This window comes from Streptomyces sp. NPDC057950 (assembly GCF_042887295.1).
In the GTDB taxonomy this organism is placed as follows: Bacteria; Actinomycetota; Actinomycetes; order Streptomycetales; family Streptomycetaceae; genus Streptomyces; species Streptomyces kaempferi.
In genome coordinates this window covers 215,717-240,553 of sequence record NZ_JBHVPP010000006.1, presented here as the reverse complement: position 1 = coordinate 240,553, position 24,837 = coordinate 215,717, and the positions used below count along the sequence as shown (strand labels likewise).

Sequence of the window (24,837 nt, the reverse complement as noted above, 5' to 3'; positions counted from 1 at the left end):
CGGCGCGCACGCTGCGCTCTCGCCGCCCGTCATCCCCACGGCGCGCAGCGTCGCCCCGGTGTGTTCCCGGGCGCGGGTACCTGCTCGTTCTCGTACGCGCCCTGACTCCCGCCCGGCAGCGCGCAGATCCAGCGGACACTCTCCCGGCCCCTGGGTCCCCGGCCGAGAACCGGACCGACCGGTCCCCGGCCCGGCATTGAAGCAGCGGCACTGGGCCAGCGGCACTGGAGCAGCGGGACTAGAGCAGCGCGAACTGGCCCTCCGGGCCCTCCTCGTGGTGATCGAGGACGGACGCGGGCCGTCGTGCCGCCTCCGGTACCGGCAGCACTCCCACCGCGCGCAGCTCACTCGCGCCGACCGGCGCCTCCCGCACCGTCAGCTCCGCCTGGCGCTGCCGCAGTTCCCCGAGCAGCGCCAGCACCGTGACGAGTTCGAGCAGCTCGGAGGTCCGGGTCTGCGGCCAGGTCGCGGGCCCGATCGCCTCCAGAGCACCCGGTCCGCCCGTCCCGGTGCGTTCCGCGAACCACTGTTCCAGGACGCGCACCCCACCCACCTCGAAGTCCCACGCATGCGGCGGCACGGGAGAGATCCGGCCCTCACCGAGACACAGGGCCTCCTCGTCCCGGTCGTAGCGCGGTTCGAAGGGGGAGGCGGGAAGCGGCGCGCGGACGTACGGGCGGCGGCCTCCGGGCAGCTTGGGACGCTCGCCGTCGCGCCGCGTCAACCGCAGCATCCCGCGCCCCAGTTCGACCCCGCGCTCCCAGACCTCCGGGTCGGCGGTGAGGGGGACGACACGGCCGCCCCGGCCCGGCCGTGCGACCGCCACCGTCCAGGCCAGGACGTCCAGGGCGTCGGGGGAGCGGCCGAGGCGGGCGCCCAGGTGTGCCGTCAGGCCGGGCGCCAGATTCGGTTCGAGGCCGCCCGGACGCCGGTACAGGGGGCGGATCCGTCCGCCGCGCCCGGCACCGAGCGGGAGGAGGGACGTGGCGAGCAGGACCGGCCCCGGCGCGCCGGGCACCACCGTCTGCTCGACCACGAACACCTGCCGTGCGTCGGCCACCCGCCACAGTTCGGGGCGCGCCGCGTCGATCAGCCGGTGGTCCGGGATCAGCCACTGCTCGTCGAACGGGCCGTGCAGGACACGCACCGGCTCCGGACAGGGACCCGACTCGCGCGCCAGCCGCCCCGTCCCGGTGGACTGCCCCGGAAGCTGCGGGACCGCCGACCGCGGGGTGCGCGAGCGGGTGGAGCCGAACAGCGCCTCGCGGTCCGGTCCCTCGGCCCTGAGCAGGGCGTCCCACCGCGCTCCGAGGGACGCGGCGTCGGGAGCGGCCGGCCACCCCCGCCCCAGTCTCGGCGGTGCGACCGACCACGGCATGAGGTCCGCGAGCAGCGGAGCGTCGTCGTCGTGCGTCACGCTGGGCATCGTACGACGAGGGCCGCGCGCACCGTCCTCGTACGCCGTCGTCAGTGGGCGTCGAGGGTGACCGTGAAGGAGAAGCGGTCCCCGCGGTAGTGGATGCGGGCCACGTCCAGGGCGACGCCGTCCTCGCCGTACACGATGCCCGTGTAGTGCAGGATCGGGCTGAGCAGCGGGACCTGGAGCAGCCGCGCCGTCTCCGGGTCCGCCAGCCGGGCCTCCACGGTGTCGGTGATCCGGCTGATGCGCAGGCCCACCGCGTCCCGCAGCACCTTGGTCATGGGCCAGCGCACCAGGTCCTGCGGGTCGATCAGCGCCGCCAGTTCGGGACGCACGTAGTTGCGCGCGTGGTTCGTCGGCTCACCGGTCTTCTCGTCGCTGCGCAGCCGGTGGTACGTGCCCACCTCGGCCACATCCGGGAAGTACTCGGCGAGTTCGGCGGGCAGCGGGGCCGGGCCATGGCCGAGCAGCTCGGTCGTCATGCCCGACTGCTGGGCCACGATCGTGTCCACCGAGCCGAGCAGCCGCACGGGCGCGCCGCGCCGCGCACTCGGCTCGATGAACGTGCCCCGCCGGCGATGGCGGTTGATCAGCCCCTCGTCCTCCAGCTCCTTGAGCGCCTGCCGCATGGTGAGCACGCTCACCCCGTAGTGGCCGGCCAACTGCTCCTCGGTCGGGAGCCGTAGCGGGTCCTGGGGCGACCGCCCGAGTATCGAGGCGCGCAAGGACTGCGACACCTGATACCAGAGCGGCAACTTGCGGTTCAGGACGATCGAATCCGGGGCGAAGGAGGTCACGAAGGTATCCGTACCGGTCGCCGCAGCTCAGCGCAACGGGCGGAAGTGCCGCTGGAGGCCCTGCCACACGTCGTCGTACCCGCGCTGCAGGTGCTCCGCGCCCGCCGCCTGCGCGGTGGCGGTCACCGGCCAGCGCGTCTCGAACATGAACGCGAGCCCGTCGTCGACCTTGTGGGGCCGCAGTTCGGCGGCGCTCGCCCGGTCGAAGGTCTCCCGGTCCGGCCCGTGCGCGGACATCATGTTGTGCAGCGACCCGCCTCCCGGCACGAAACCCTCGGCCTTCGCGTCGTACGCCCCTTCGATGAGCCCCATGTACTCGCTCATCACGTTCCGGTGGAAGTACGGCGGACGGAAGGTGTCCTCGCCCACCAGCCAACGCGGCGCGAAGACGACGAAGTCGACGCCGGCGAGACCCGGGGTGTTGCTCGGCGAGGTCAGCACCGTGAAGATCGACGGGTCCGGGTGGTCGTAGCTGATGGTGCCGATCACGTTGAAACGGCGCAGGTCGTAGACGTACGGCAGATGGTTGCCGTGCCAGGCGACGACATCGAGCGGAGAGTGGTCGTACGTCGCCCTCCAGAGGTTGCCGCAGAACTTGTTGACGACCTCGACCGGGCCCTCGGAGTCCTCGTACGCGGCCACGGGGGCGAGGAAGTCGCGTGCGTTGGCGAGTCCGTTGGCACCGATCGGGCCCAGATCGGGGAGTTGGAAGGGCGCACCGTAGTTCTCGCAGACATAACCACGGGCGGACGCGCCGGGACCGCCGTCGAACGCCTCGTCGAGCAGCTCCACCCGGAAGCGGACCCCCCGCGGGATCAGCGCGAGGCCGCCCGGCTCCACCCGCAGCAGCCCGAACTCGGTACGCAGCAGCAGCCCGCCGCGCTCCGGCACGATCAGCAGCTCGCCGTCGGCGTCGCTGAACACCCGCTCCATCGAGGAGTTGGCGTGATAGAGGTGCACCGCCATACCCGTGCGCCGCGTCGCGTCGCCGTTGCCGCCGAGGGTCCACAGGCCCGCGAGGAAATCCGTGCCCGCGGGGGGCTCCGGCAGCGGGTTCCAGCGCAGCCGGTTGGGATCGGGCTCGGTCTCGGTGAACGGAGCCGAGCGCAGGGTGCCGTTGTCCGTGCGCGTGAACGCGGGATGCGCTGCCGACGGGCGGATCCGGTACAGCCACGAACGCCGGTTGTGGGCTCTGGGCTCGGTGAACGCCGTACCGCTCAACTGCTCCGCGTAGAGCCCGAGCGGGGCGCGCTGCGGCGTGTTGCGGCCGTGCGGCAGCGCCCCCGGGACCGCCTCCGAGCTGTGTTCGTTGCCGAATCCGGAGAGGTAGGCCAGCCCCTCGGCCGTCTTCCTCGCGTCCCCGCTCATGATCGCTCCCTCGCGCCCGATTCCTATGCATCACCGTAGGATTCGATGTCACCGTGCGCAAGAGGGCGCTCGAAGCACTGTTCGGGACCGGCCGCAGCCGCGGCAGGTGGCCGGGGTCCGGGCGCGACGTACGCCCCAGGGCTCGCCACCGGGGCCGAGAACCCGACTCCAGGGGGATCCGGCCGTCGGACCGTTGTTCTACTCTCCCCGGCATGTCGTGGAAGCGTGGACCGCTCGCCGCGCTCGCGGTCTGCGCCCTGCTCGGCGGACCGGCGGGCTGCGGCTCCGGTGACGGGCACGGGCGAGGGGAGCGGGTGTCGGCCTCGCCCGTGGGCAGACTCCTGGACGGGACGGACGAGAGGGGACGGCACTACCGTGAGGTCGGCAAGAAGAACGCGCCCGAGGTCGCGATCGAGATCCAGCCGGACTTCGACCACGGCTGGGACGTGCGCCTGAGCGTCCACCACTTCCACTTCTCACCCGCCGGGGCGAGGACCCGGGCCGTGGCCGGCCGCGGCGTCGCCCTGCTCTACCTCGACGGCCGCGCCATCGCCACGCTGCGCACCGCCGAACACCACCTCGCCGGCGGCCTGGTGCCGCGGGGCACCCACCATGTCACCGCACGCCTCTACGCGGACGACCGGACGGTGTGGGCCGTGCACGGCAAGCCGGTGCAGAGCACGGCCGACATCACGGCGTCCGTGGCCGGACCGACGCACGGCCCCGCCCCTACGCCCGCCCCGACGCGGACTCCGACCCGCACGGCCACCCCCACGGGAGCCTCCACGGCGACCCCCACGACGACCCCGCCCCGCACGAGGACGGCCACGACGAGCGGGAACGGCGGCACGGCCCGCACCGACACGGGAGGTTCACCGGACCCCGGCGGAAAGGCATCATGAAGCCCGTGCCCCCCGCGAACCCGCTCCGGCGTGCGCCCGTCCAGCGGCGCAGCGCCGAAAGACTGACGAGGATCCTCGACGCCTGCGCCGGACTCCTCGACGAGGTCGGCTACGACGCCCTGAGCACCCGGGCCGTGGCCCAGCGCGCCGGTGTCCCGATCGGCTCCGTCTACCGCTTCTTCGGCAACAAGCGCGCCATGGCCGACGCGCTGGCCCAGCGCAACCTGGAGCACTACACCGAACGTGTCGCCGAACGCCTCGGGGAGTCGGGCGGCGAGGGAGGCTGGCGGGCCGCCATGGACGCCGTGCTCGACGAGTACCTCGCCATGAAACGCACCGCGCCCGGCTTCACCCTGGTCGACTTCGGCAACCAGATCCCGGTCGGCTCCGGTTGCGCCGAACCCAACACCCGTGTCGCCGAACGGCTCACCGAGCTGCTCTCCGGCTATCTCGACCGCACCCCCGACGAGGACCTGCGGCGCATCTTCCTCGTCGCCGTGGAGGCCGCGGACACCCTGGTCCACCTCGCCTTCCGGGTCGCACCGGAGGGCGACGAGCGGATCATCGACGAGACCCGGCGACTGCTGCGCGCCTACCTGGGCCGGGTCCTCGACTGAACGGGGCGCGGGCCGGGGCGGGCGCACGGGGATTTCCGAACCGGGCGCGGCCGGGGCGGGGATGCGCAGATTTCCGATCCCGCACCCGAGAGCCCCTCCCGGTCATCCGTACCGGTCGGTATGCTCGGCCGCGTCCGTGTGCCACCGCTGCCACCGTCCTCCGGGAGGATCCGTGTCCCGTACCCCCGGCACCACCCGAGACTCCCGCACCGCCCTGCGCGTCTGCCCCCTGTGCGAGGCCACCTGCGGGCTGACGCTCACCATCGAGGGCACCCGGGTGACCGGCGCCCGCGGCGACCGCGACGACGTGTTCAGCAAGGGGTTCCTCTGCCCCAAGGGCGCGTCCTTCGGGGCCGCCGACGGCGATCCCGACCGACTGCGCACCCCCCTCGTACGCGAGGCCGGTGTCCTGCGCGAGGCCACCTGGGAGGAGGCCTTCGACGCCGTCGCGGCGGGACTGCGCGCGGTCGTGGACCGGTACGGCCCGCACGCCGTCGGCGTCGTCCTGGGCAACCCCAACGTCCACACCATGGCCGGCGCCCTCTACCCGACCGTCCTGCTCAGCGCCCTCGGCACCCGCAGCGTCTTCACCGCCTCCACCGTCGACCAGATGCCCAAGCACGTGTCGAGCGGCCTGCTCTACGGCGATGCCAACGCCATTCCGGTGCCGGACCTCGACCACACCGACCATCTCCTGCTGATCGGCGCCAACCCCCTGGAATCCAACGGGAGTCTGTGCACCGCACCCGACTTCCCCGGCAAGCTCAAGGCGCTGCGGGCCCGCGGCGGCACGCTCACGGTCATCGACCCGCGCCGGACCCGCACGGCCAGACTCGCGGACCGTCACGTGGCCGTCCGGCCCGGCACCGACGCCCTGCTCCTCGCGGCGATGACCCACGTCCTGTTCGAGGAGAAGCTCGTCGACCCGGGCGAGCTCACGCCCCACCTCCAGGGCGTCGAGGAACTCGCGGACGCCGTCGAGGACTTCACCCCCGAAGCCGCGAGCGAGGCATGCGACGTGCCCGCCGACACCATCCGCGCACTCGCCCGCGAACTGGCCGCCGCCCCCACCGCGGCCGTCTACGGACGCATAGGCAGTTGCACGGTTCCGCACGGCACCCTCGCGAGCTGGCTCGTCGACGTCCTCAACATCCTCACCGGCAACCTGGACCGGCCCGGCGGCGCCCTCTTCCCGCTCGCCGCCACCGGCCGGACACCCCGGCCCGCCGGTCCGGGTCACGGCTTCGCGCTCGGCCGCTGGCACAGCAGGGTGAGCCGGTACCCCGAGGCAAAGGGCGAACTGCCGCTGTCCGCCCTCGCGGAGGAGATCGACACCGCCACACCCGAAGGAGCCCCGGTCCGCGCCGTCATCGCCGTCGCCGCCAACCCCGTCCTGTCCGCCCCGGACGGCGACCGCCTCGACAAGGCCCTCGACTCGCTCGACTTCATGGTCAGCGTCGATCCGTACCTCAACGAGACCTCCCGCCACGCGCACGTCGTCCTGCCGCCGTCCCCGCCCTCGCAGAGCGCCCACCACGACTTCGCCTTCAACACCCTCGCCGTGCGCAACCAGGTCCGCTACAACCGTCCCGCCGTCCCCCTCGAACCCGGCCGGATGGCGGAGACCGAGATCCTCGCCCGGCTGGTGCTGGCCGCGACCGGCAGGCACGGGGCCGATCCGTCCGCCGTCGACGCCATGGTCGTCGACTCCACCCTCGCCAAGGCGGTCGAGGACGCGCACGGACCGGTGCACCGGCGCGACCCCCGTGAGCTCGCCGCCGCGCTCACCGGCGAGACCGGACCCGAGCGGCGCCTCGACCTGATGCTGCGCCTCGGCCCCTACGGCGACGGCTTCGGCGCGCGACCGGACGGTCTGAACCTGGACCGGCTCCTCGCGCGTCCGCACGGCATCGACCTCGGGCCGCTGCGGCCCCGCCTGCCGGGGCCGCTGAAGACCCGCAGCGGCAGGATCGAACTGCTGCCTGCCCCCATCGCCGACGACCTGCCGCGGCTGCGGGACGCCCTGCGCGAACGCCCGGCAGCGATCGTGCTCGTCGGCCGCCGCCATCTGCGCTCCAACAACAGCTGGATGCACAACGTGCCCGCGCTCACCGGCGGTTCCAACCGCTGCACCCTGCACGTCCACCCCGAGGACGCCGCACGTCTCGGCCTCGCCGACGGGACGGCGGTCCGCATCAAGGGGGCCGGGGGAGAGGTGACCGCCCCCGTGGAGGTCACCGACGCCGTGCGGCGCGGAGTGGTGAGTCTGCCGCACGGCTGGGGGCACGACCGTCCCGGCACCCGGATGAGCCACGCCGCTCTCGACCCCGGGGTGAACGTCAACCAGCTCCTCGACGGCTCGCTCCTCGACCCGCTGTCGGGCACGGCCGTGCTCAATGGCGTCCCCGTCGAGCTCGCGCTCGCCGAGAAGAGGCAGTGACCTGGAGTCCTGCGGAATTCCTCCGTGCCGACCATCGTCGGCCTCGCCGTATCGCGACCTTCCTGGTCCTGATCACGGTGAAGAAGGTGTCGCCGATCGCGGCGCTCGTGCTGATCCCGGATTCAGGGCCACGGTCCCGGCGATGTACCCGCTCCCCAAGCGCCTGGGGATGAGCCCGGTCGTGATGACCGGCGTCGCCGCGACGGCCGAGGTCATGAACACACTGCCCTGGGGCGGCCCCACCGCACGCGCCGCGACCGCGTTGAAGCGCGGCGGTGGCGGAACCGGGGCCGTGCGTACGGTCGCTGTGGGCGGCGCTGACGTCGCTGGTCGTGCTCGGGACCACGATCGGGTTCGGCATCGCCTGACGGGCAGCGGCTGCCGTCCGCCGCCGTCCGCGACGTCGCACGGAGCGGTAGGTGATCGTCCGTTTCCTCCCGGGGTGAACCGTGCCGACCGATCCCGCCGGGTGTCTTCCCCCGGGCGTGCGCGGTCCGTTAGCTTCCGTGACTCATACGTCCCCCGCGACCCGCCCGGGACGTCCGACCGCGGAGCACCAGCGCCCTGTGAGCCCCCGGGGGCACCCTTCATGACACGCGCCATCTCCCTGCACCAGGTCAGCAAGTCGTACGCGCGCGGGGTCCGCGTGGTGGAGCGGCTCTCGCTCGACATCAGGCCCGGAGAGTTCCTGGTCCTGCTCGGACCCTCCGGCTGCGGAAAGTCGACCGTGCTGAGGATGATCGCCGGACTGGAGGACCCGAACGAGGGCGAGGTGCGCCTCGACGGCGAGTTCGCCAACGATCTGCCGCCGGCCGAACGGGACATGGCGATGGTCTTCCAGAACTTCGCCCTGTACCCGAGCATGACCGGCCGCGACAACATCGGCTTCCCGCTGCGCATCGAGGCACCCGGCGAGGACCCCCGTCCGCGCGTCGACGCCACCGCCCGGATGCTCGGCATCGAGGACCTCCTCGACCGCTTCCCCAACCAGTTGTCGGGAGGTGAACGCCAGCGTGTCGCGATGGGCCGCGCCATCGCCCGGCACCCCTCCGCCTTCCTGATGGACGAGCCGCTGTCCAACCTCGACGCCAAGCTCCGCAACCACCTGCGCGCCGAGATCGCCTCCCTCACCAGAAAGCTGGGCGTCACCACGGTGTACGTCACCCACGACCAGGCCGAGGCGCTCTCGCTCGGCGACCGGGTCGCCGTCCTGCGCGGCGGCGTGCTCCAGCAACTGGGCACGCCCCGCACGGTCTACGCACTTCCCGCGAACGTCTTCGTCGCCGCCTTCATCGGCACGCCCCGTATCAATCTGCTGCGCGGCCTCGTCCGGGCGCCGCTCGACGGCGCCATGACGATCAGCCTCGGCCGGCAGTACCTCCGGCTGCCCGAACCCCTCTGTCTCGACCATCAGTTGCTACGGGTGCAGCAGGGCCGGGAGGTCATCGTCGGCCTGCGCTCCGAGGGGGTCCGCATCGCCAGACCGTCGGAGGCCAGGCCCGGCGAGGTGCCGATCAGCGGCCTGGTCGAACACGTGGAGTTCCAGGGACACGAGGTGCTCGTCCACTTCAACACAGGCTCGCGGCCCGCCTTCGTACCGGAGCTGGAGGCGCCGCGTCCGGCCCGTCCGGTGCGCCGCCGGCGCCGTGAGGGCACCGTCCTGGGCCGCCTCCGGGAGCGGGCGGCCGGACGGCGGGCAGGCCCCGCGGTCGTCCTGGAGCACCCGGGCGACACGGAACCCGCCCGCGCCGACGAGGTCCCGCCGGAGGGGCGGCTGCCCGGCGACCTCGTCGTCCGCACCACCCCCGACTTCGAACTCCGGCACGGCCTCCAGGTCCCCCTCCTGGTCGACCTCGCCCACCTGTTCGTCTTCGACCAGCAGGGCGAACGCATCTGCCCCGCTCCGGCGCGGCTGCCGGACCTGGACGAGTGAGTTCGCCAGACATGCGGGCGGGCCGGCGCGTGGAGCGCCGGGACCGACCGGATCCGGACGGCGTACGAGAGGACGTTCGGGCGGGAGTCCGTGGCCCGTCCCGACGCGCCCACCCGGGCGGACTTCCGAGGCCGCGGGGGACGTCCGGGCCGCACGCGCCTCCCGATCCCCTGGCGCCACAAAACTATCATCGCTAGTTTAGGGTCCGGACCGACGCGGCCCCGCCCGGGAGGAACACGATGAAGGCACATGACGGCATGTACATCGACGGGGTCTGGCGCCCCGCCGCCGGCACCGGCACCATCGAGGTGGTCAACCCGGTCGACGAGCGGGTGGTGGGCCGGGTCCCGGCGGGCACCGCCGAGGACGTCGACGCCGCGGTACGAGCCGCCCGCGCCGCCTTCCCGGCCTGGGCCGCGACCCCGCCCGCCGACCGCGCCGCGCGGCTGGCCGCCCTGCGTGACGTACTCGACGCCCGCAAGGACGAGATCGCCGAGACGGTCACGGCGGAGCTCGGCTCACCGCTCGCGTTCTCGCAGGCGGTCCACGCGGGCGTACCGATCCTGGTCGCGGGCTCCTACGCCGAACTCGCGGCCACGTACGCCTTCGAGGAGAGGGTCGGCAACTCGGTCGTCCACCAGGAGCCCGTCGGGGTGGTCGGAGCGATCACGCCGTGGAACTATCCGCTCCACCAGATCGTCGCCAAGGTCGCCCCGGCGCTCGCGGCCGGCTGCACGATCGTCCTGAAGCCCGCCGAGGACACCCCCCTGACCGCCCAGCTCTTCGCGGAGGCGGTCGCGGAGGCGGGCGTGCCGGCCGGTGTCTTCAACCTCGTCACCGGGCTCGGTCCGGTGGCGGGCCAGGCCCTCGCCGAGCACCCGGACGTGGACCTGGTCTCCTTCACCGGGTCCACGGCCGTCGGCCGGCGGATCGGTGCCGCGGCGGGCGCCGCCGTCAAGCGCGTCGCCCTGGAGCTCGGCGGCAAGTCCGCCAACGTGATCCTGCCGAGCGCGGACCTCGCGAAGGCGGTCAACGTCGGCGTCGCGAACGTGATGTCCAACTCCGGCCAGACGTGCAGCGCCTGGACCCGCATGCTGGTGCACGAGTCGCGTTACGAGGAGGCCGTCGACCTGGCCGCCGCGGCCGCGGTCAAGTACGGCGACCGCATCGGCCCGGTGGTCAACGCCAAGCAGCAGGCCCGGGTGCGGAGTTACATCGAGAAGGGCGTCTCCGAGGGTGCCCGGCTGGTCGCGGGCGGTCCCGAGGCCCCGCGGCCCCAGGGGTACTTCGTCAGCCCGACCGTCTTCGCCGATGTCGAGCCCGGCATGACGATCGCCCAGGAGGAGATCTTCGGGCCGGTTCTGTCGATCCTGCGCTACGAGGACGAGGAGGACGCCGTCCGGATCGCCAACGGCACGGTCTACGGGCTGGCCGGAGCCGTCTGGGCTGGCGACGAGGCCGAGGCGGTGGCGTTCGCGCGACGGCTCGACACCGGGCAGGTCGACATCAACGGCGGACGCTTCAACCCCCGTGCCCCGTTCGGCGGGTACAAGCAGTCCGGAGTCGGACGCGAGCTGGGCACACACGGCCTGTCCGAGTACCTCCAGACCAAGTCCCTGCAGTTCTAGACCCCAGGAGCACGCACATGGTTCGCGCCGCCGTCCTTCCCGCCGTGGGCGCTCCGCTGGAGATCGCCGAGATCGACCTCCCCGCGCCGGGCGCGGGCCAGGTCCGTGTCCGGCTGGCCGCCGCCGGAGTCTGCCACTCCGACCTCTCGCTGTCCGACGGCACCATGCGGGTGCCCGTCCCCGCTGTCCTCGGCCACGAGGGCGCCGGGACCGTCGTCGCCGTGGGCGAGGGCGTGACGGGCATCGTCCCCGGCGCGCGTGTGGTCCTCAACTGGGCTCCTTCTTGCGGAAGTTGCCATGCCTGCACGTTGGGGGAGGTGTGGCTGTGCGCCAACGCGCTGACCGGAGCGGGGAACGTGTACGCACGGCGCGCGTCCGACGGGAGCGACCTGCACCCCGGCCTGAACGTGGCCGCGTTCGCCGAGGAGACGGTGGTGGCCGCCGGATGCCTGCTCCCCGCCCCGGACGGCATCCCGCTCACCGACGCCGCCCTGCTCGGCTGCGCCGTCCTCACCGGATACGGCGCCGTTCACCACTCGGCCGGGGTCCAGCCCGGCGAGAGCGTCGCCGTGTTCGGGGTCGGCGGGGTGGGTCTCGCGGCGCTCCAGGCCGCCAGGATCGCGGGCGCCTCGAAGATCGTCGCCGTCGACGTCTCCGCCGAGAAGGAGTCGCTGGCCCGTGCCGCGGGCGCCACGGACTACGTCGTCGCCTCCGACACCACCGCCCGCGAGATCCGCGCCCTCACCGGGAAGCAGGGCGTCGACGTGGCCGTCGAGTGCGTCGGCCGCGCCGTGACCATCCGCGCCGCCTGGGACTCCACCCGCCGCGGCGGCCGCACCACGGTCGTCGGCATCGGCGGCAAGGACCAGCAGGTCACCTTCAACGCGCTGGAGATCTTCCACTGGGGGCGGACCCTGGCCGGCTGTGTCTACGGCAACTGCGACCCGGCGCGCGACCTCCCGGTGCTCGCCGAACACGTCCGGGCGGGCCGGCTGGACATGGCGATGCTTGTCACCGGGCGGATCGGGCTGGAGGGGATCCCGGGGGCGTTCGAGAACATGGTGGCGGGGAAGGGCGGACGGGCGCTCGTGGTGTTCTAGCCGGAGGGATCGCGGGGGAGCGGGCGGCTGCCACCGAGGCGTGCCCGCGATCCTGGGCCGGTCTCCTGGCGGGGGTGTGCTCGTGTTCCTGGGCCGGTCTCCTGGCGGGGTGTGCTCGTGTTCCTGGGCCCGGTCTCCTGGCGGGGGCGTGCCCGCGATCCTGGGCGGGTTCTCACCCCGGGGCGTGCTCCCGATCCCGGGCGGGTCCCTACCCCGGGGCGTGCTCCCGAGCCCAGGCGGGTCCCCACCCCGGGGTGCCCCCTCCTCGTCGTGCCGCCTCCTGTCAGGCGCGCTCCGACGGCCGAGGTGAGGCTGTCGCCCGCGCCGGAACGGTGGCTCCCGGCCGCGACCGCGACACCGCGACCCCGGCCAGGCACAGGGCGCCGCCCGCCAGGGTCAGCACCCCGGGGACCTCGTCGAGGAACAGCCAGGACATCGCGACGACCAGTGCGGGGACCGCGTACGTGGTCGCCCCCATCCGGCTCGCGGTGGTCCGGGCCAGGGCGTACGCCCAGGTCGTGAAGGCCAGCGCGGTCGGGAAGACGCCCAGGTAGAGGACGTTGAGGGTGGCGGAGGCGGGGGCGTCCGCCACCTCGTGGACCAGTTGCCCCGCGAACGGCAGGCAGGCGACTGCGCCGACGAGACACCCGAACGTGGTGACCTGGAGGGCGCTCGCCCGGCCGAGGGCAGGCTTCTGGGCGACGACGCCCGCCGCGTAGCCGATCGCCGCGAGCAGGCACAGGACCACCCCCAGGACCGAGGAACCGCCCCCGCCGGACATCGACAGCCCAACCGCGACCGCGCCCGCGAACGACACCGCCATCCCCGCGAGCAGCCGCGGCGGCATGGTGTCCCCCAGCAGCCGGGAGCCGAGCAGCGCGATCAGGATCGGGCCGGTGTTCACGACCAGCGCGGCCGTACCGGCGTCCACCTGCTGCTCGCCCCAGTTCAGCACGACCATGTAGAAGCCGAACCACAGCAGGCCGGACAGCGCGATCCCGCGCCAGGCCTCCCGCGGCGGCAGGCCCTCGCGCCGCAGCAGACAGATCGTGCCCAGCGCCACGGCGCCCGCCAGCAGCCGGCCGAGCGCCAGCGCCCCCGGGGAGTACACCGCGCCGGCGCTGCGGATCGACACGAAGGCGGAGGCCCACAACACGACGGTGACCGTCGCCGCGCCCGCGGCGAGCAGCTCCGCGCGGCGTGCGGGGGCAGGGGAGGAGGCGTTCATCATGCTCCTGAGACTAGGTACGGGCGGGGTGCCGGTCCGGCGGATTCCGGACGCCGTGGTGAGGGGCGGGGAGCGGATGGGGCGGGAGCGCTCAGTGGAGTGCCGTCGCCTCGATGCCCAGGAGTTCCGTGAAGGCGCGCTCCCCCTCCGGCGTGACCTTGACCGCGCGCTCCGACCCGATGCGTACGCACCAGTGGACGTCCAGGGCGTGGCGGCACAGGGCCGCGCCCGCCGTGCCGGCGAGGTGGGGGCGGCGCTCGGTCCAGTCGAGGCAGGCGCGGCTGAGAGGACGCCGACCGGTGCGGTCCAGGGCGATGCCCGCCGTGTCGAACCAGCGCAGGCCCGCGTCCGTGAGGGCGAAGCCGGTGTCCTGGCGCAGCAGCCCGCGCCGGGTGAGGGCGTCGGTGAGGGCGATACCGAGCCGTCCGGCGAGATGGTCGTAGCAGGTGCGTCCGCGGGCCATCGCGGAACCCGCGCCGGCCTCCCCCAGCGAGCGGGGACGCCCGGCGGCGCCGGGGGCGACCTGGGCGGCGAGATCCTCCACCAGCTGCGCGACACGGCTGTCGGCCAGGCGTACGTACCGGTGGCGGCCCTGTCGCTCCTCGGCGAGCAGGCCGCCCGCGACCAGTCTGCCGAGGTGTTCGCTGGCCGTCGACGGCGCGACCTCGGCGTACCGGGCCAGCTCACCGGCGGTCCAGGCACGGCCGTCGAGCAGCGCGAGCAGGAAGACGGCGCGGGTCTCGTCGGCGATCATCCCGGCCAGCGCCGCCAGACCGGGCGCGACCGGATCCTTCCGTCTGCTCATACGACCAGGATGCGTCAGGAACATTTCGGCGTCGGCCGAACCATGGGGCGAGGCCACCCCGCGGGCCCGGGTCCGGTCACACTCCGTGCCGGGTCCGGCTACTCCGTGCCGGGTCCGGCTACTCCGTCCCGGTCACCCGCTGGAACTGCTGCACCAGCCCGTCGAGCAGCGCCGTGAGCCCGACCTCGAACGCCCGCTCGTCGATCTTCTCCTGCTGGTCGGCGAGCAGATGGGCCTGCCCCAGATGCGGGTAGTCGGCGGGGTCGTACGCGGTCTCGTCGTCGACGAAGCCGCCGGCGAACGAGCCGAGGGCGGAGCCCATGATGAAGTACCGCATCAGGGCGCCGATGGAGGTGGCCTGCGCGGGCGGCCAGCCGGCGCCGACCATCGCGCCGAAGACCGCGTCGGCCAGGCGCAGACCGGCGGGCCGGCGCCCGGGTCCGCGCGCGAGGACCGGGACGATGTTCGGGTGGTCGCGCAGCGCGGTCCGGTAGGAGACGGCCCAGTCGTGCAGCGCGGTGCGCCAGTCCCGTCCGTCCTCGAACATGGAGAGATCGACCTGAGCGCTCACGGAGTCCGCGACCGCTTCCAGGATCTGGTCCTTGGTGCGGAAGTGGTTGTAGAGGGAAGGTCCGCTCACCCCCAGTTCGGCGGCGAGCCGGCGTGTGGAGAGGGTCGCCAGGCCCTCCGCGTCCACCAGGGTCCGTGCCGTCTCGACGATCCGGTCGGTGCTGAGGAGGGGCTTGCGCGGTCGGGCCATGGCGCACATAGTAGGGCTGCACACTTAAACTAGCAGTGCTAATTTACATTTTCGGATGTACGGCTTTCACGTGGGGTGTTCGTCATGAACCTGGAGCTCAGCGAGGAGCAGACCGCCGTCCGGCAGCTCGCCAAGGACTTCGTGGACCGTGAGATCGCCCCCCACGTCGTGGAGTGGGACCGGGTGGAGGAAGTCGACCGGTCCCTCGTCAAGAAACTCGGTGAGGTCGGCTTCCTCGGCCTCACGGTCGACGAGGAGTACGGCGGCAGCGGCGGCGACCATCTCGCGTACTGCCTGGTGACGGAGGAGCTCGGGCGCGGGGACTCGTCCGTGCGCGGCATCGTCTCCGTCTCGCTCGGTCTGGTCGCCAAGACGATCGCGCACTGGGGGAGCGAGGAGCAGAAGCGGCGGTGGCTGCCGGGGCTGACCGCCGGTACCCAGGTGGGCTGCTTCGGCCTCACCGAGCCCGGCACCGGCTCGGACGCCGGCCATCTGACGACCAGGGCCGTGCGTGACGGCGACGACTACGTCATCAACGGCACCAAGATGTTCATCACCAACGGGACGTGGGCCGATGTGGTGCTGCTGTTCGCCCGGTCGACCGACGCCCCGGGCCACCGGGGCGTCTCCGCCTTCCTGGTGCCGACGGACACGCCGGGGCTGACCCGCCACACCGTCCACGGCAAGCTCGGTCTGCGTGGCCAGGCCACCGCCGAACTCGTCCTCGAGGACGTCCGCGTCCCCGCGAGCGCCATGCTGGCGCCGGAGGGCAAGGGATTCTCCGTGGCCATGGCCGCCCTGGCCAAGGGGCGGATGTCGGTGGCCGCCGGCTGCGTCGGTATCGCCCAGGCCGCGCTGGACGCCGCCGTGACGTACGCGACCCAGCGGGAGCAGTTCGGCAAGACCATCGCCCATCACCAGCTCGTCCAGGAGCTGATCAGCGACATCGCCGTGGACGTGGACGCGGCGCGCCTGCTGACCTGGCGGGTCGCCGATCTCGTCGACCGGGGGCTGCCGTTCGCCACCGAGTCCTCCAAGGCCAAGCTCTTCGCCTCGGAGGCCGCCGTGCGCGCCGCGAACAACGCCCTCCAGGTCTTCGGCGGCTATGGCTACATCGACGAGTACCCGGCGGGCAAACTGCTGCGGGACGCCCGGGTGATGACCCTCTACGAGGGCACCAGTCAGATACAGAAGCTGGTCATCGGGCGCGCGCTGACCGGGGTTTCGGCCTTCTGAGTACACGGGTGAGTACGGGAGCGGATGCGGCCGGGACCGAGTCGGCCGAGTCTGGTCCGCATGACCGACACATCCGTCAAGCAGCAGTCCACCGCCGCCTTCTACGGCCAGGCGGTCGCCTCCTTCGCCGTCGCCATGGTCGCGACCGCCATCGGCATCTACAAGCTGGAGGCCGACACCTGGGTGCGCGCCTTCCTGGGCGTCGCCGTCCTCTATCTGGTGACCTCGTGCTTCACCCTGGCCAAGGTGATCCGGGACCGGCAGGAGGCACAGCTCACGCAGCGTGCGTACAGTCCGTTCGAAAAGCTCTGAGCGCGGGGCGGGCCGCCCTGAGCGGGCACGCTAAGCGCTCGCTCAGTATCAGAGGTATGGTGTTCGTCCTGCCAGTGGAAGGGGCGAACCAGCGATGAGTACGGCGCAGGAGACGGCCGACGGCGAGATGCAGCCGTGGGCCGAGGTCACCCCGGACGCGGCCCGGCGGCTGCTCGTCGCCGCCGTGGAGGCGTTCGCCGAGCGCGGGTACCACGCGACGACGACCCGGGACATCGCCGGGCGGGCGGGCATGAGCCCGGCCGCGCTCTACATCCACTACAAGACCAAGGAAGAACTGCTCCACCGGATCAGCCGGATCGGGCACGACAAGGCCCTCGCCATCGTGCGCGCCGCCGCGGACGGCGAGGGCGACGCCGCCGGGCGGCTCACCGACGCGGTGCGGTCCTTCGTGCGGTGGCATGCCGGGCAGCACACCACCGCGCGGGTCGTGCAGTACGAGCTCGACGCGCTCGGCCCAGAGGCCCGTGCCGAGATCATCGCGCTGCGCAGGCAGACCGACGCCGCCGTGCGCGGGATCATCGAGGACGGCGTCGCGGCCGGCGACTTCGACGTGCCGGACGTCCCGGGCACCACGCTCGCGGTGCTCTCGCTCTGCATCGACGTGGCCCGCTGGTTCAACGTGGACGGTCCCCGTACGCCCGACGAGGTCGGCGGGCTGTACGCCAACCTCGTGCTGCGCATGGTGGGGTCCAAGGAGTAGGGCCGGCGGGCGGATCCGGGGGGCGGCTCCGAGGAGCGGTCCCGGCGTGCGCCGTGCGGCCCACGCCGCTCAGACGTAGTAGCGCGACACCGACTCCGCGACGCACACCGGCTTGTCGCCGCCCTCGCGCTCGACGACGAAGGCCACGGACACCTGGACGCCGCCGGGCACGTCGTCGACACCGGTGATCGTCGCGGTGGCGCGCAGCCGTGAGCCGACCGGTACCGGGGCGGGGAAACGGACCTTGTTCGTGCCGTAGTTGACGCCCATCTGCACGCCCTCGACGCTGATCAGCTGCGGGCCGAAGAGCGGGAGCAGGGACAGGGTGAGGTAGCCGTGCGCGATCGTCGTGCCGAAGGGGCCCGACGCGGCCCGTTCGGGGTCGACGTGGATCCACTGGTGGTCACCGGTCGCCTCCGCGAAGAGGTCGATGCGCTTCTGCTCGATCTCGACCCAGTCGCTGTATCCCAGCTGCTCGCCCACGGCGGCACGCAGTTCGTCGACCGTCGCGAACGTCCTCGGCTCTGCCATCTCGCTGACCTCCCATATCTCCATGTCTAAGCGACTGCTTAGCATGGTCGTGTGCGGGGCGCATGTCAACGGACCGGGCGGGTGACGAAGTCGGTAGGGTTGGAGGGGTGCCCCAGATCCCTGAGAAGATCCACGAGCTGACCGTCGGACAGCTGTCGGCCCGCAGCGGCGCCGCCGTCTCCGCCCTGCACTTCTACGAGTCGAAGGGCCTGATCAGCAGTCGGCGCACCACCGGGAACCAGCGCCGCTACCACCGTGACGCGCTGCGCCGTGTCGCCTTCGTCCGCGCCGCCCAGCGGGTCGGCATCCCGCTGGCCACCATCCGTGAGGCGCTCGCCGAGCTCCCCGAGGAGCGCACCCCGACGCGCGCGGACTGGGCCCGGCTCTCGGAGGCGTGGCGTTCCGAACTCGACGAGCGGATCAAGCAGTTGAGCAGACTGAGGGACCATCTGACCGACTGCATCGGATGCGGGTGCCTGTCCCTGGACAAGTGCGTGCTCTCCAACCCGGACGACGTCTTCGGCGAGCGCCGGACCGGCTCCCGGCTCATGGTCGAGCAGGGTGCCGCGGCACGGCCGGTGCCGGAGCGGCGCAGGGAGTCCGAGGACTGTCGCTGACCCCGGCGCTCCCAGGCCGTGCCGGACGCCGTCCGGCTCACTCGTACTCCGTGCCGCCCTTGCGCGTCAGATACGCCGGGCTGACCGCCTTCGCGATGGCCCGGCCGCCCGTCACCGGGCTGTACCGCTCGGTCGCGGGCCTGATGACCACGCCTTCGCGCAGATGCAGTCCGCGGCCGGAGACCGTCTCCCGGCCCGAGGCCGCGTCCAGTACGCGGTCGACGCTGTACGGGCCCTCGTACACCCGTGGGACCAGGGGCAGTTCGCCCTCCAGCAGCGCCACCGCGTCCAGCCAGCGGACCTCGCCGTCGATCTCCGCGGACACGTCGAACACGGCGTAGCCGAGAGACTCGCGGCGGCCGTCGGCGCCGTAGGAGAGGTCCTGTACGCCCGCGCCGTACACCTCGCCGAAGATGCCCACCCGGCGCGCGCCGAGCCGCTCGGCGAGCCGGGCCGCGGCCCGCGCGACCCCGTGGCCGTGCACGGCGCGCCAGTACAGATTGCGCGGATCCTCCTTGAGCGCCTGCGACTTGGCCCCGAAGCCCTTGGAGGAGACGTACGCGCGCCCTTCGTCCGCGAGGTGGGTCACCAGGCAGGCCGAGCCGTGCAGCTTCTCCGTCAGTACGACGGGCTCGCCCGGCGCGAAGATGTCCGGGTACCGCTGGATGTTCTCGATGTCGACCCAGGGCAGCAGTCCGGGCGCGGACTCGATCTCGCCGTTCATGGTGGGCGGGATCGGGGGCACCCACTTGACGATGCCGAGCGTCTCGGCGAAGTCGGTGCCGTCCGCGGCGGCGCGCTCCAGGTCGACGTCCGCCAAGGCCCTGGGACGGCAGACGATCCCCTGTGACAGCTCTCCGCGCAGTCGTACGGCCCTGACGCGGTCCGACGAGCTGCCCGCGAGCCGTCCGGTCAGACCCAGCTCCTCGATCAGGCCGGGCGGGAGCACGGACTGCTCCGGGATGTAGAGCGCGGTCTCGCCGGTGCGGTAGGCGCCCTTCGCGACGACGGCCCGATAGAGGCCCACCTGGGCCAGTTCGAGCGCGTCGGCGTTCGGGTGGTCGTGGACGGTCAGGACTTCGGCGGTGACGCGCAGCGTCGACATCGGCCTCTCCTAGGGTTCCGCGGGATTCTCAGCCCGGTTTCATCGCCCCGACTATCCGGACCGCAAAGGAGTGGAGCGAGCGGGTTTACGGCTGTTAGCGTCGGTTTCCGGGGTCCACGTCGGTCCACGTCGGTCCACGTCGGTCCACGTCGGTCCACGTCGCCGCGCGACGACGCGCGGCCTGCCGCCCCGCCCTGCCCCACCCCGCCTTTCCGGCGCGCGCTACGACGGACGCCGGGCGGCCCCGTACTGAACCAGTCCCTCGGCCACCAATCGCGCGTTGGACCGAGCCCGCTCGCCGTCCGGCAGGACGAGGGTGTCCTCCAGCCCGATGCGGGTGGCCAGCCCCAGCCGGCCGGCGAGCCGCAGCACCGGCCAGGTGCCGCCCTCCTCGCCGTGCAGCAGGACGGGGGCGCCGTGCGCGGTGCCGAGGCCGGCGAGGAGGTCCAGGGCCGACCGCTCGGCCGTCCACGGGGAGGGGTCGGTCACCTCGGCCAGCACCCGCAGTACGCGCGGTCCGAGCGGTGACGCGGCGAAGCGGGCGGCGCCGTCGGTGCCGGACCAGATGCCCGCCTCCACACCGACACCGCGGGCGAGAAGCGCCGCCGCGAGCTCCTCGGCGCCCGGCTCGTGCCAGTTGACCGAGGCGTGGTCGGGCAGCACCGTCCAGGACCGGACCCGCTCCACGCGGGCGGCGGGACCGGGCGCGGCCCACGCGCCGGTCGTCACGCCGACCGGGACGTCGACCCGGGCCCGGATCGCGTCGAGGACCGCCGCGACCGCCTTCTCCGACAGGGTGTCCTGCCCGCAGGGGGTCTTGGGGTGAACATGAACGTCCGAGGCCCCGGCCCCGACCGCCCCGGCCGCGGACTCGGCCAACGCCTCGGGCGACATCGGCACCCCGACCCCGTCACCGGCCCCACGCGCCCCGTTCAGACAAACCTGCACCACACCCCCGATCCTGTCACCCGGACACCCGGACACCCGGACACCCGGACACCCGGACACCCGGTCACCCGGACACGGGGCAGCACGCCCCGGCCGTTCGACGGACGGCGGGGCCGCGCCCTGTCTTGAGGGGCGCGGGGGTCGCTTGCCGGGCCGCGGGGGACTGTGCGCTCAGCCATGAACAGCCCGCGGCGGACAACCGATCCGCAGTCCCCGCAGCGGGTCGCTTGCCGGGCCGCGGGGGGCCGTGCGCCCAGTCACGAGCAGCCCGCGGCGGACAACCGATCCGCAGTCCCCGCAGCGGGTTGCTTGCCGGGCCGCTGGGGACTGTGCGCCCGGCCATGAGCAGCCCGCGGCGGACAACCGATCCGCAGTCCCCGCAGCGGGTTGCTTGCCGGGCCGCTGGGGACTGTGCGCCCAGCCACGTACAACCCGCGGCGGACAACCGATCCGCAGTCCCCGCGCGCCGCCACTCACCCGAGCGCACCAGACCGGGACAACTCACCCCGACCCACCCGCACCCGACCGCTCAACCCGGCGGAGCGCCTACGCCGAGACGAGCAGCCGTCCGCGCCGTGCCTCCGCCACCGCCGCGGGCGTCAGGACCGGCCGCGGCACGACGATCCCGCAGCCCCTGCAGACCGGACCCGACGACGGTTCGTGGGCCAGGTCGTACTTCCACGCGAGGCGCTCCCCGGTGCACACCGGGCAGACCGCCCCTGGCTCCCGCTCCAGCGCGGCGATCAGCCGGCGCAACACCTCGGCCATGGGCTCGCGGGGATGGATCCTGGGGTCGTCGCACCACGCGACACCGAAGCCGCCCCAGGTCAGCCGATGCCAGTCGTCCACGCTGCCCGGCCGGCGCAGCCCGTCGTGCTTCTCCTTCTTGCGACGCTCGGCGAAACCGACCTCGTAGGCGAGCCAGACGGAGCGGGCCTCTTCCAGTTCCTCCAGTGCGGCCACGAGCCGCGCCGGGTCGGGAGACCGGTCCTCCGGGCCGAAGCCGGACCGGGAACACAGATGGTCCCAGGTCGCCCGATGCCCATAAGGGGCGAATCGCTCAAGGCACTTGCGCAGTGAATAGCGTCGCAGTGCCAGATCACTCCTCGGATCTCGCACCTGTCTCGCCAGACTCCGGAAACCGGCCATCGCCCTGCACCTCCGTCACACCTGCACCTGTACTTCGGTCACTTCGGCGTCGTCGTCCTAAGGACGTCGCCGAGTAGACGTATCGACACGCGATTCGGCTCCCTCCGATTTCCGACGAGGGCCACAAGTCACCGGCCGAATTCCCCCGGCCTACCCCTCTTCGCTGCTCTCACCTGTGGAAACGACTGTGAGTCGGGACGCCGGAGCCCCGGAGGATTCCCGCGGCCCGGTGATCCCGGAGGGCTGCCGACCGGGGGTTCCCGTGCGGCCCCTCGTCCCTCAACCACCCTGTGATCGTTAAAAGTTGACGCATGTTCATCTTCCAACTCGGGGATACCGGCGGTAACGTCCGGCCCACCCCGTCGGGAGGAGCTGCCATGCCACGGTGCACCCCACGTACCACCCTCGACAGACTGAGAACTCCCCGCAGATTCCCCAAGTTCCTGAAGGCCGCATCCATCTGTGTCCTGGTCGCCGGCCTGCTGTCCCCGTTGACCCAGGCCGCCGCCGCGGGCGGCACGGCCGGGCTCGCCGCGAACGACTACTGCGGCGGTCAGTGTTCCGACATCCTCCCGCCCGGCGAGAACGGCAACGCCACCCTCGCCCAGATCCTCCTCAACCAGGTCTTCGGCACCCAGCCCGACCACGCCGAGGACCAGCTCGGCCCCTACAGCAACCTCGCCGCGGGCTACTCCACGCTCACCGACGACAAGATCAACACCTTCTTCAACGACGCGTCCTTCGGCGTCGCCTCCGACCAGGTCGCCTCGACCACCAAGCCGGGCGGCCGCACGGACGTGACGATCGTGCGCGACAAGAAGTCCGGTGTGCCCCACATCACTGGTACTACCCGCTATGGGACCGAGTACGGCGCCGGATACGCGGCGGCCCAGGACCGGCTCTGGCTGATGGACGTCTTCCGGCACGTCGGCCGCGGCCAGCTGACCTCCTTCGCCGGCGGTGCCCCCTCCAACCAGGGCCTGGAGCAGGAGTTCTGGCGCAACGCGCCCTACACCGAGGCCGATCTGCAGGCGCAGATCGACAGCGCCACCGCCAACGCCGGAGCCCGTGGCACCCAGGCCCTCGCGGACGCCAACGCCTACCTCGACGGCATCAACTCCTACATCGACGCCTCCGACAGCGGCCGCTACTTCCCCGGCGAGTACGTCCTGACCGGCCACAAGGACGCCATCACCAACGCCGGCACGATCGACCACTTCAAACTCACCGACCTGGTCGCGCTGGCCTCGGTGATCGGCGCGCTGTTCGGTTCCGGAGGCGGCGGCGAGGTCAACAACGCGCTCTCGCTGCTCGCCGCCCAGTCCCAGTACGGCGTGACCGAGGGCACCAAGGTCTGGGAGTCCTTCCGCGAACGCAACGACCCCGAGGCCGCGCTCACCGTCCACAACGGCGAGAGCTTCCCGTACGCCACCAAGCCCGACACCGCGCAGGGCGAGGCGCTGCCCGACGCGGGCTCGGTGGCCCAGGAGCCGCTCGTCTACGACCGCACCGGCAGCGCCGGCACGGCAAAGGCCACCGGTGCCTCGGCCACGGCGGCCGCGACGACGCTCACCTCCGCCAAACGCGGGATGTCCAACGCCCTCGTGGTGAGCGGCAAGGCCACCGCCAGCGGCCACCCGATCGCCGTCTTCGGCCCGCAGACCGGCTACTTCGCGCCACAGCTCCTCATGCTCCAGGAGATCCAGGGGCCCGGCCTCAGCGCACGCGGCGCGTCCTTCGCGGGGCTGAGCATGTACGTGGAGCTCGGCCGCGGCCAGGACTACTCGTGGAGCGCGACGACGTCCGGCCAGGACATCATCGACACCTACGCCGTCGAGCTGTGCCAGGACGACTACCACTACCTCTACCACGGCACCTGCACCGCCATGGACAAGGTCGAGCGGACCAACTCCTGGAAGCCGACCACGGCGGACGGCACCGCGGCGGGTTCGTACCGCATGCAGGTCTACCGGACCAAGTACGGCCCGGTGGAGTACCGCGCGACGGTCGGTGGCAAGAAAGTCGCCTACACCACCCTGCGCTCCTCCTACATGCACGAGGCCGACTCGATCATCGGCTTCCAGATGCTCAACGACCCGGACTACGTGAAGAGCCCGGGGACCTTCCAGAGCGCGGTGCAGCACATCAACTACACCTTCAACTGGTTCTACGCCGACTCCGCGCACACCGCGTACTACAACAGCGGCGACAACCCGGTGCGGGCGAGCGGCGTGGACGCCGAGTTCCCCGTCTGGGCGCAGGCCGCCTACGAGTGGCAGAACTGGGATCCGGCCACGAACACCGCCGCCTACACCCCGGCGTCCGCCCACCCCAACTCGGTCGACCAGGACTACTACGTCTCCTGGAACAACAAACAGGCCAAGGACTACACCTCGGCGCCCTGGGGCGACGGCTCCGTGCACCGCGGCAACCTCCTCGAGGACCGGGTGAAGAAGCTGGTCGCCGCGGGCGGGGTGACCAGGTCCGCGCTGACCAGGGCGATGGCCGACGCGGCGCTGGCCGACCTGCGCGCCGAGGACGTGCTGCCGAAGCTGCTCCAGGTCGTCAAGAGCTCGCCGGTCACGGACACCGCGGCCGCGGCGGCGGTGACCAAGCTGTCCGACTGGGTGACGGCCGGAGCCAGGCGCAAGGAGACCTCCGCCGGCTCGAAGACCTACGCCAACGCCGACGCGATCCGCATCCTGGACGCCTGGTGGCCGCTGATGGTCAAGGCCGAGTTCGCGCCGGGCCTCGGCACCGACCTGTACACCGCCTTCACCGCCAACCTGCCCGTCGACGAGTCGCCGTCCGCGGCGCACGGCCCGACCGGCGCGCACGCGGGCAGCTCCTTCCAGTACGGCTGGTGGAGCTATGTCGACAAGGACATCAGGGCGGTGCTGGGGCAGCCGGTGCAGGGCGCACTGGCGCGGAAGTACTGCGGCGGCGGCAGCCTGAGCGCCTGCCGGGACATCCTGATCAGCACGCTCAAGACGGCCGCGGGTCTGACCGCCGCGCAGGTCTACCCCGGCGACGACCAGTGCTCGGCGGGTGACCAGTGGTGCGCCGACTCGATCGTCCAACGGGCGCTCGGCGGCATCAAGCACGGCAGGATCACCTGGCAGAACCGGCCGACGTACCAGCAGGTCGTGGAGTACACGTCGCACCGCTGACCCCGGTCGCGCCGTCGACTCCCGCCCGGTGGCGGATCGGAACTCCCGAT

General features: G+C 72.5%; 21 protein-coding genes. 11 read left to right on the top strand and 10 right to left on the bottom strand.

The annotated features are described in order from the left end of the window. Positions 1-238 precede the first annotated feature (238 nt). Genes ACFVTC_RS13395 through hmgA form a run of 3 tightly spaced genes read right to left on the bottom strand, consistent with a single transcriptional unit; the run spans position 239 to position 3,585 of the window. The gene (locus ACFVTC_RS13395) at positions 239-1,426 is read right to left on the bottom strand and encodes a type ISP restriction/modification enzyme (protein WP_390126705.1); all 1,188 of its coding nucleotides are present in this window, start codon (positions 1,424-1,426) and stop codon (positions 239-241) included. A 41-nt stretch (positions 1,427-1,467) separates the two neighbouring features. Continuing rightward, positions 1,468-2,217, bottom strand: coding sequence for a GntR family transcriptional regulator (locus ACFVTC_RS13390; RefSeq protein WP_390126704.1), 750 nt, complete (start codon positions 2,215-2,217; stop codon positions 1,468-1,470). 27 nt (positions 2,218-2,244) lie between these two features. Beyond that, positions 2,245-3,585: a homogentisate 1,2-dioxygenase gene (gene hmgA, locus ACFVTC_RS13385; RefSeq protein WP_390126703.1), complete on the bottom strand. Its 1,341-nt coding sequence runs from the start codon at positions 3,583-3,585 to the stop codon at positions 2,245-2,247. Between the two features lie 212 nt (positions 3,586-3,797). Between hmgA and ACFVTC_RS13380 the strand changes: the two genes are divergently transcribed. The 6 genes from ACFVTC_RS13380 (at position 3,798) to ACFVTC_RS13355 (ending at position 12,205) form a co-directional block, all read left to right on the top strand. After that, positions 3,798-4,487 carry a nuclear transport factor 2 family protein gene (locus ACFVTC_RS13380; RefSeq protein ID WP_390126701.1) on the top strand — a complete coding sequence of 230 codons (690 nt, stop codon included), beginning with the start codon at positions 3,798-3,800 and terminating at the stop codon, positions 4,485-4,487. Next, on the top strand, positions 4,484-5,104 hold the full coding sequence (locus tag ACFVTC_RS13375; protein ID WP_390126699.1) for a TetR family transcriptional regulator: 621 nt from the start codon (positions 4,484-4,486) through the stop codon (positions 5,102-5,104). The genes ACFVTC_RS13380 and ACFVTC_RS13375 overlap by 4 nt, the downstream gene beginning before the upstream one ends. 172 nt (positions 5,105-5,276) lie before the next feature. Further along, on the top strand, positions 5,277-7,544 hold the full coding sequence (locus tag ACFVTC_RS13370) for a molybdopterin oxidoreductase family protein (RefSeq protein WP_390126698.1): 2,268 nt from the start codon (positions 5,277-5,279) through the stop codon (positions 7,542-7,544). Between the two features lie 589 nt (positions 7,545-8,133). Then, complete coding sequence (locus ACFVTC_RS13365; protein WP_390126697.1) at positions 8,134-9,477, top strand: ABC transporter ATP-binding protein; 1,344 nt, start codon at positions 8,134-8,136, stop codon at positions 9,475-9,477. Between the two features lie 239 nt (positions 9,478-9,716). Further along, positions 9,717-11,105 carry an aldehyde dehydrogenase family protein gene (locus tag ACFVTC_RS13360; protein WP_390126696.1) on the top strand — a complete coding sequence of 463 codons (1,389 nt, stop codon included), beginning with the start codon at positions 9,717-9,719 and terminating at the stop codon, positions 11,103-11,105. A 17-nt stretch (positions 11,106-11,122) separates the two neighbouring features. Beyond that, positions 11,123-12,205, top strand: a complete 1,083-nt coding sequence (locus ACFVTC_RS13355; protein WP_390126695.1) for a zinc-binding dehydrogenase — start codon at positions 11,123-11,125, stop codon at positions 12,203-12,205. A gap of 283 nt (positions 12,206-12,488) precedes the next feature. Here ACFVTC_RS13355 and ACFVTC_RS13350 read toward each other — a convergent pair whose 3' ends face one another. The 3 genes from ACFVTC_RS13350 to ACFVTC_RS13340 form a co-directional block, all read right to left on the bottom strand. Then, the gene (locus ACFVTC_RS13350) at positions 12,489-13,436 is read right to left on the bottom strand and encodes a DMT family transporter (protein ID WP_390126694.1); all 948 of its coding nucleotides are present in this window, start codon (positions 13,434-13,436) and stop codon (positions 12,489-12,491) included. A gap of 88 nt (positions 13,437-13,524) precedes the next feature. After that, entirely contained in the window at positions 13,525-14,238 is a 714-nt protein-coding gene (locus tag ACFVTC_RS13345; protein WP_390126693.1) for an ArsR/SmtB family transcription factor, read from the bottom strand. A 118-nt stretch (positions 14,239-14,356) separates the two neighbouring features. Next, positions 14,357-14,998, bottom strand: a complete 642-nt coding sequence (locus tag ACFVTC_RS13340; protein ID WP_390126692.1) for a TetR/AcrR family transcriptional regulator — start codon at positions 14,996-14,998, stop codon at positions 14,357-14,359. Between the two features lie 84 nt (positions 14,999-15,082). Here ACFVTC_RS13340 and ACFVTC_RS13335 point away from each other — a divergent pair, with 84 nt between their 5' ends. The 3 genes from ACFVTC_RS13335 (at position 15,083) to ACFVTC_RS13325 (ending at position 17,267) form a co-directional block, all read left to right on the top strand. Then, positions 15,083-16,234, top strand: coding sequence for an acyl-CoA dehydrogenase family protein (locus tag ACFVTC_RS13335; protein ID WP_390126691.1), 1,152 nt, complete (start codon positions 15,083-15,085; stop codon positions 16,232-16,234). A gap of 60 nt (positions 16,235-16,294) precedes the next feature. Continuing rightward, the gene (locus ACFVTC_RS13330; RefSeq protein ID WP_390126690.1) at positions 16,295-16,546 is read left to right on the top strand and encodes a YiaA/YiaB family inner membrane protein; all 252 of its coding nucleotides are present in this window, start codon (positions 16,295-16,297) and stop codon (positions 16,544-16,546) included. Positions 16,547-16,640: 94 nt separating this feature from the next. Beyond that, positions 16,641-17,267 (top strand): TetR/AcrR family transcriptional regulator, encoded by a 627-nt coding sequence (locus ACFVTC_RS13325; RefSeq protein ID WP_390126688.1) that lies wholly within the window; start codon positions 16,641-16,643, stop codon positions 17,265-17,267. Positions 17,268-17,336: 69 nt separating this feature from the next. Here ACFVTC_RS13325 and ACFVTC_RS13320 read toward each other — a convergent pair whose 3' ends face one another. Then, a complete protein-coding gene (locus ACFVTC_RS13320) occupies positions 17,337-17,798 on the bottom strand; it encodes a MaoC family dehydratase (protein WP_329529066.1) in 462 nt (153 codons plus the stop codon). Positions 17,799-17,905: 107 nt separating this feature from the next. Between ACFVTC_RS13320 and soxR the strand changes: the two genes are divergently transcribed. Then, positions 17,906-18,415, top strand: coding sequence for a redox-sensitive transcriptional activator SoxR (gene soxR / locus ACFVTC_RS13315; RefSeq protein ID WP_390126687.1), 510 nt, complete (start codon positions 17,906-17,908; stop codon positions 18,413-18,415). A gap of 37 nt (positions 18,416-18,452) precedes the next feature. Here the strand turns inward: soxR and ACFVTC_RS13310 are convergent, their stop codons facing one another. From ACFVTC_RS13310 to ACFVTC_RS13300, 3 genes are all read right to left on the bottom strand, one after another. Further along, a complete protein-coding gene (locus ACFVTC_RS13310) occupies positions 18,453-19,520 on the bottom strand; it encodes an RNA ligase (ATP) (protein WP_390126686.1) in 1,068 nt (355 codons plus the stop codon). A 222-nt stretch (positions 19,521-19,742) separates the two neighbouring features. Continuing rightward, positions 19,743-20,471, bottom strand: coding sequence for a 3-keto-5-aminohexanoate cleavage protein (locus tag ACFVTC_RS13305; RefSeq protein ID WP_390126685.1), 729 nt, complete (start codon positions 20,469-20,471; stop codon positions 19,743-19,745). A gap of 543 nt (positions 20,472-21,014) precedes the next feature. Next, positions 21,015-21,617 carry a hypothetical protein gene (locus ACFVTC_RS13300; protein ID WP_390126684.1) on the bottom strand — a complete coding sequence of 201 codons (603 nt, stop codon included), beginning with the start codon at positions 21,615-21,617 and terminating at the stop codon, positions 21,015-21,017. Between the two features lie 377 nt (positions 21,618-21,994). Here ACFVTC_RS13300 and ACFVTC_RS13295 point away from each other — a divergent pair, with 377 nt between their 5' ends. Then, the gene (locus ACFVTC_RS13295) at positions 21,995-24,787 is read left to right on the top strand and encodes a penicillin acylase family protein (RefSeq protein ID WP_390126683.1); all 2,793 of its coding nucleotides are present in this window, start codon (positions 21,995-21,997) and stop codon (positions 24,785-24,787) included. Positions 24,788-24,837 lie beyond the last annotated feature (50 nt).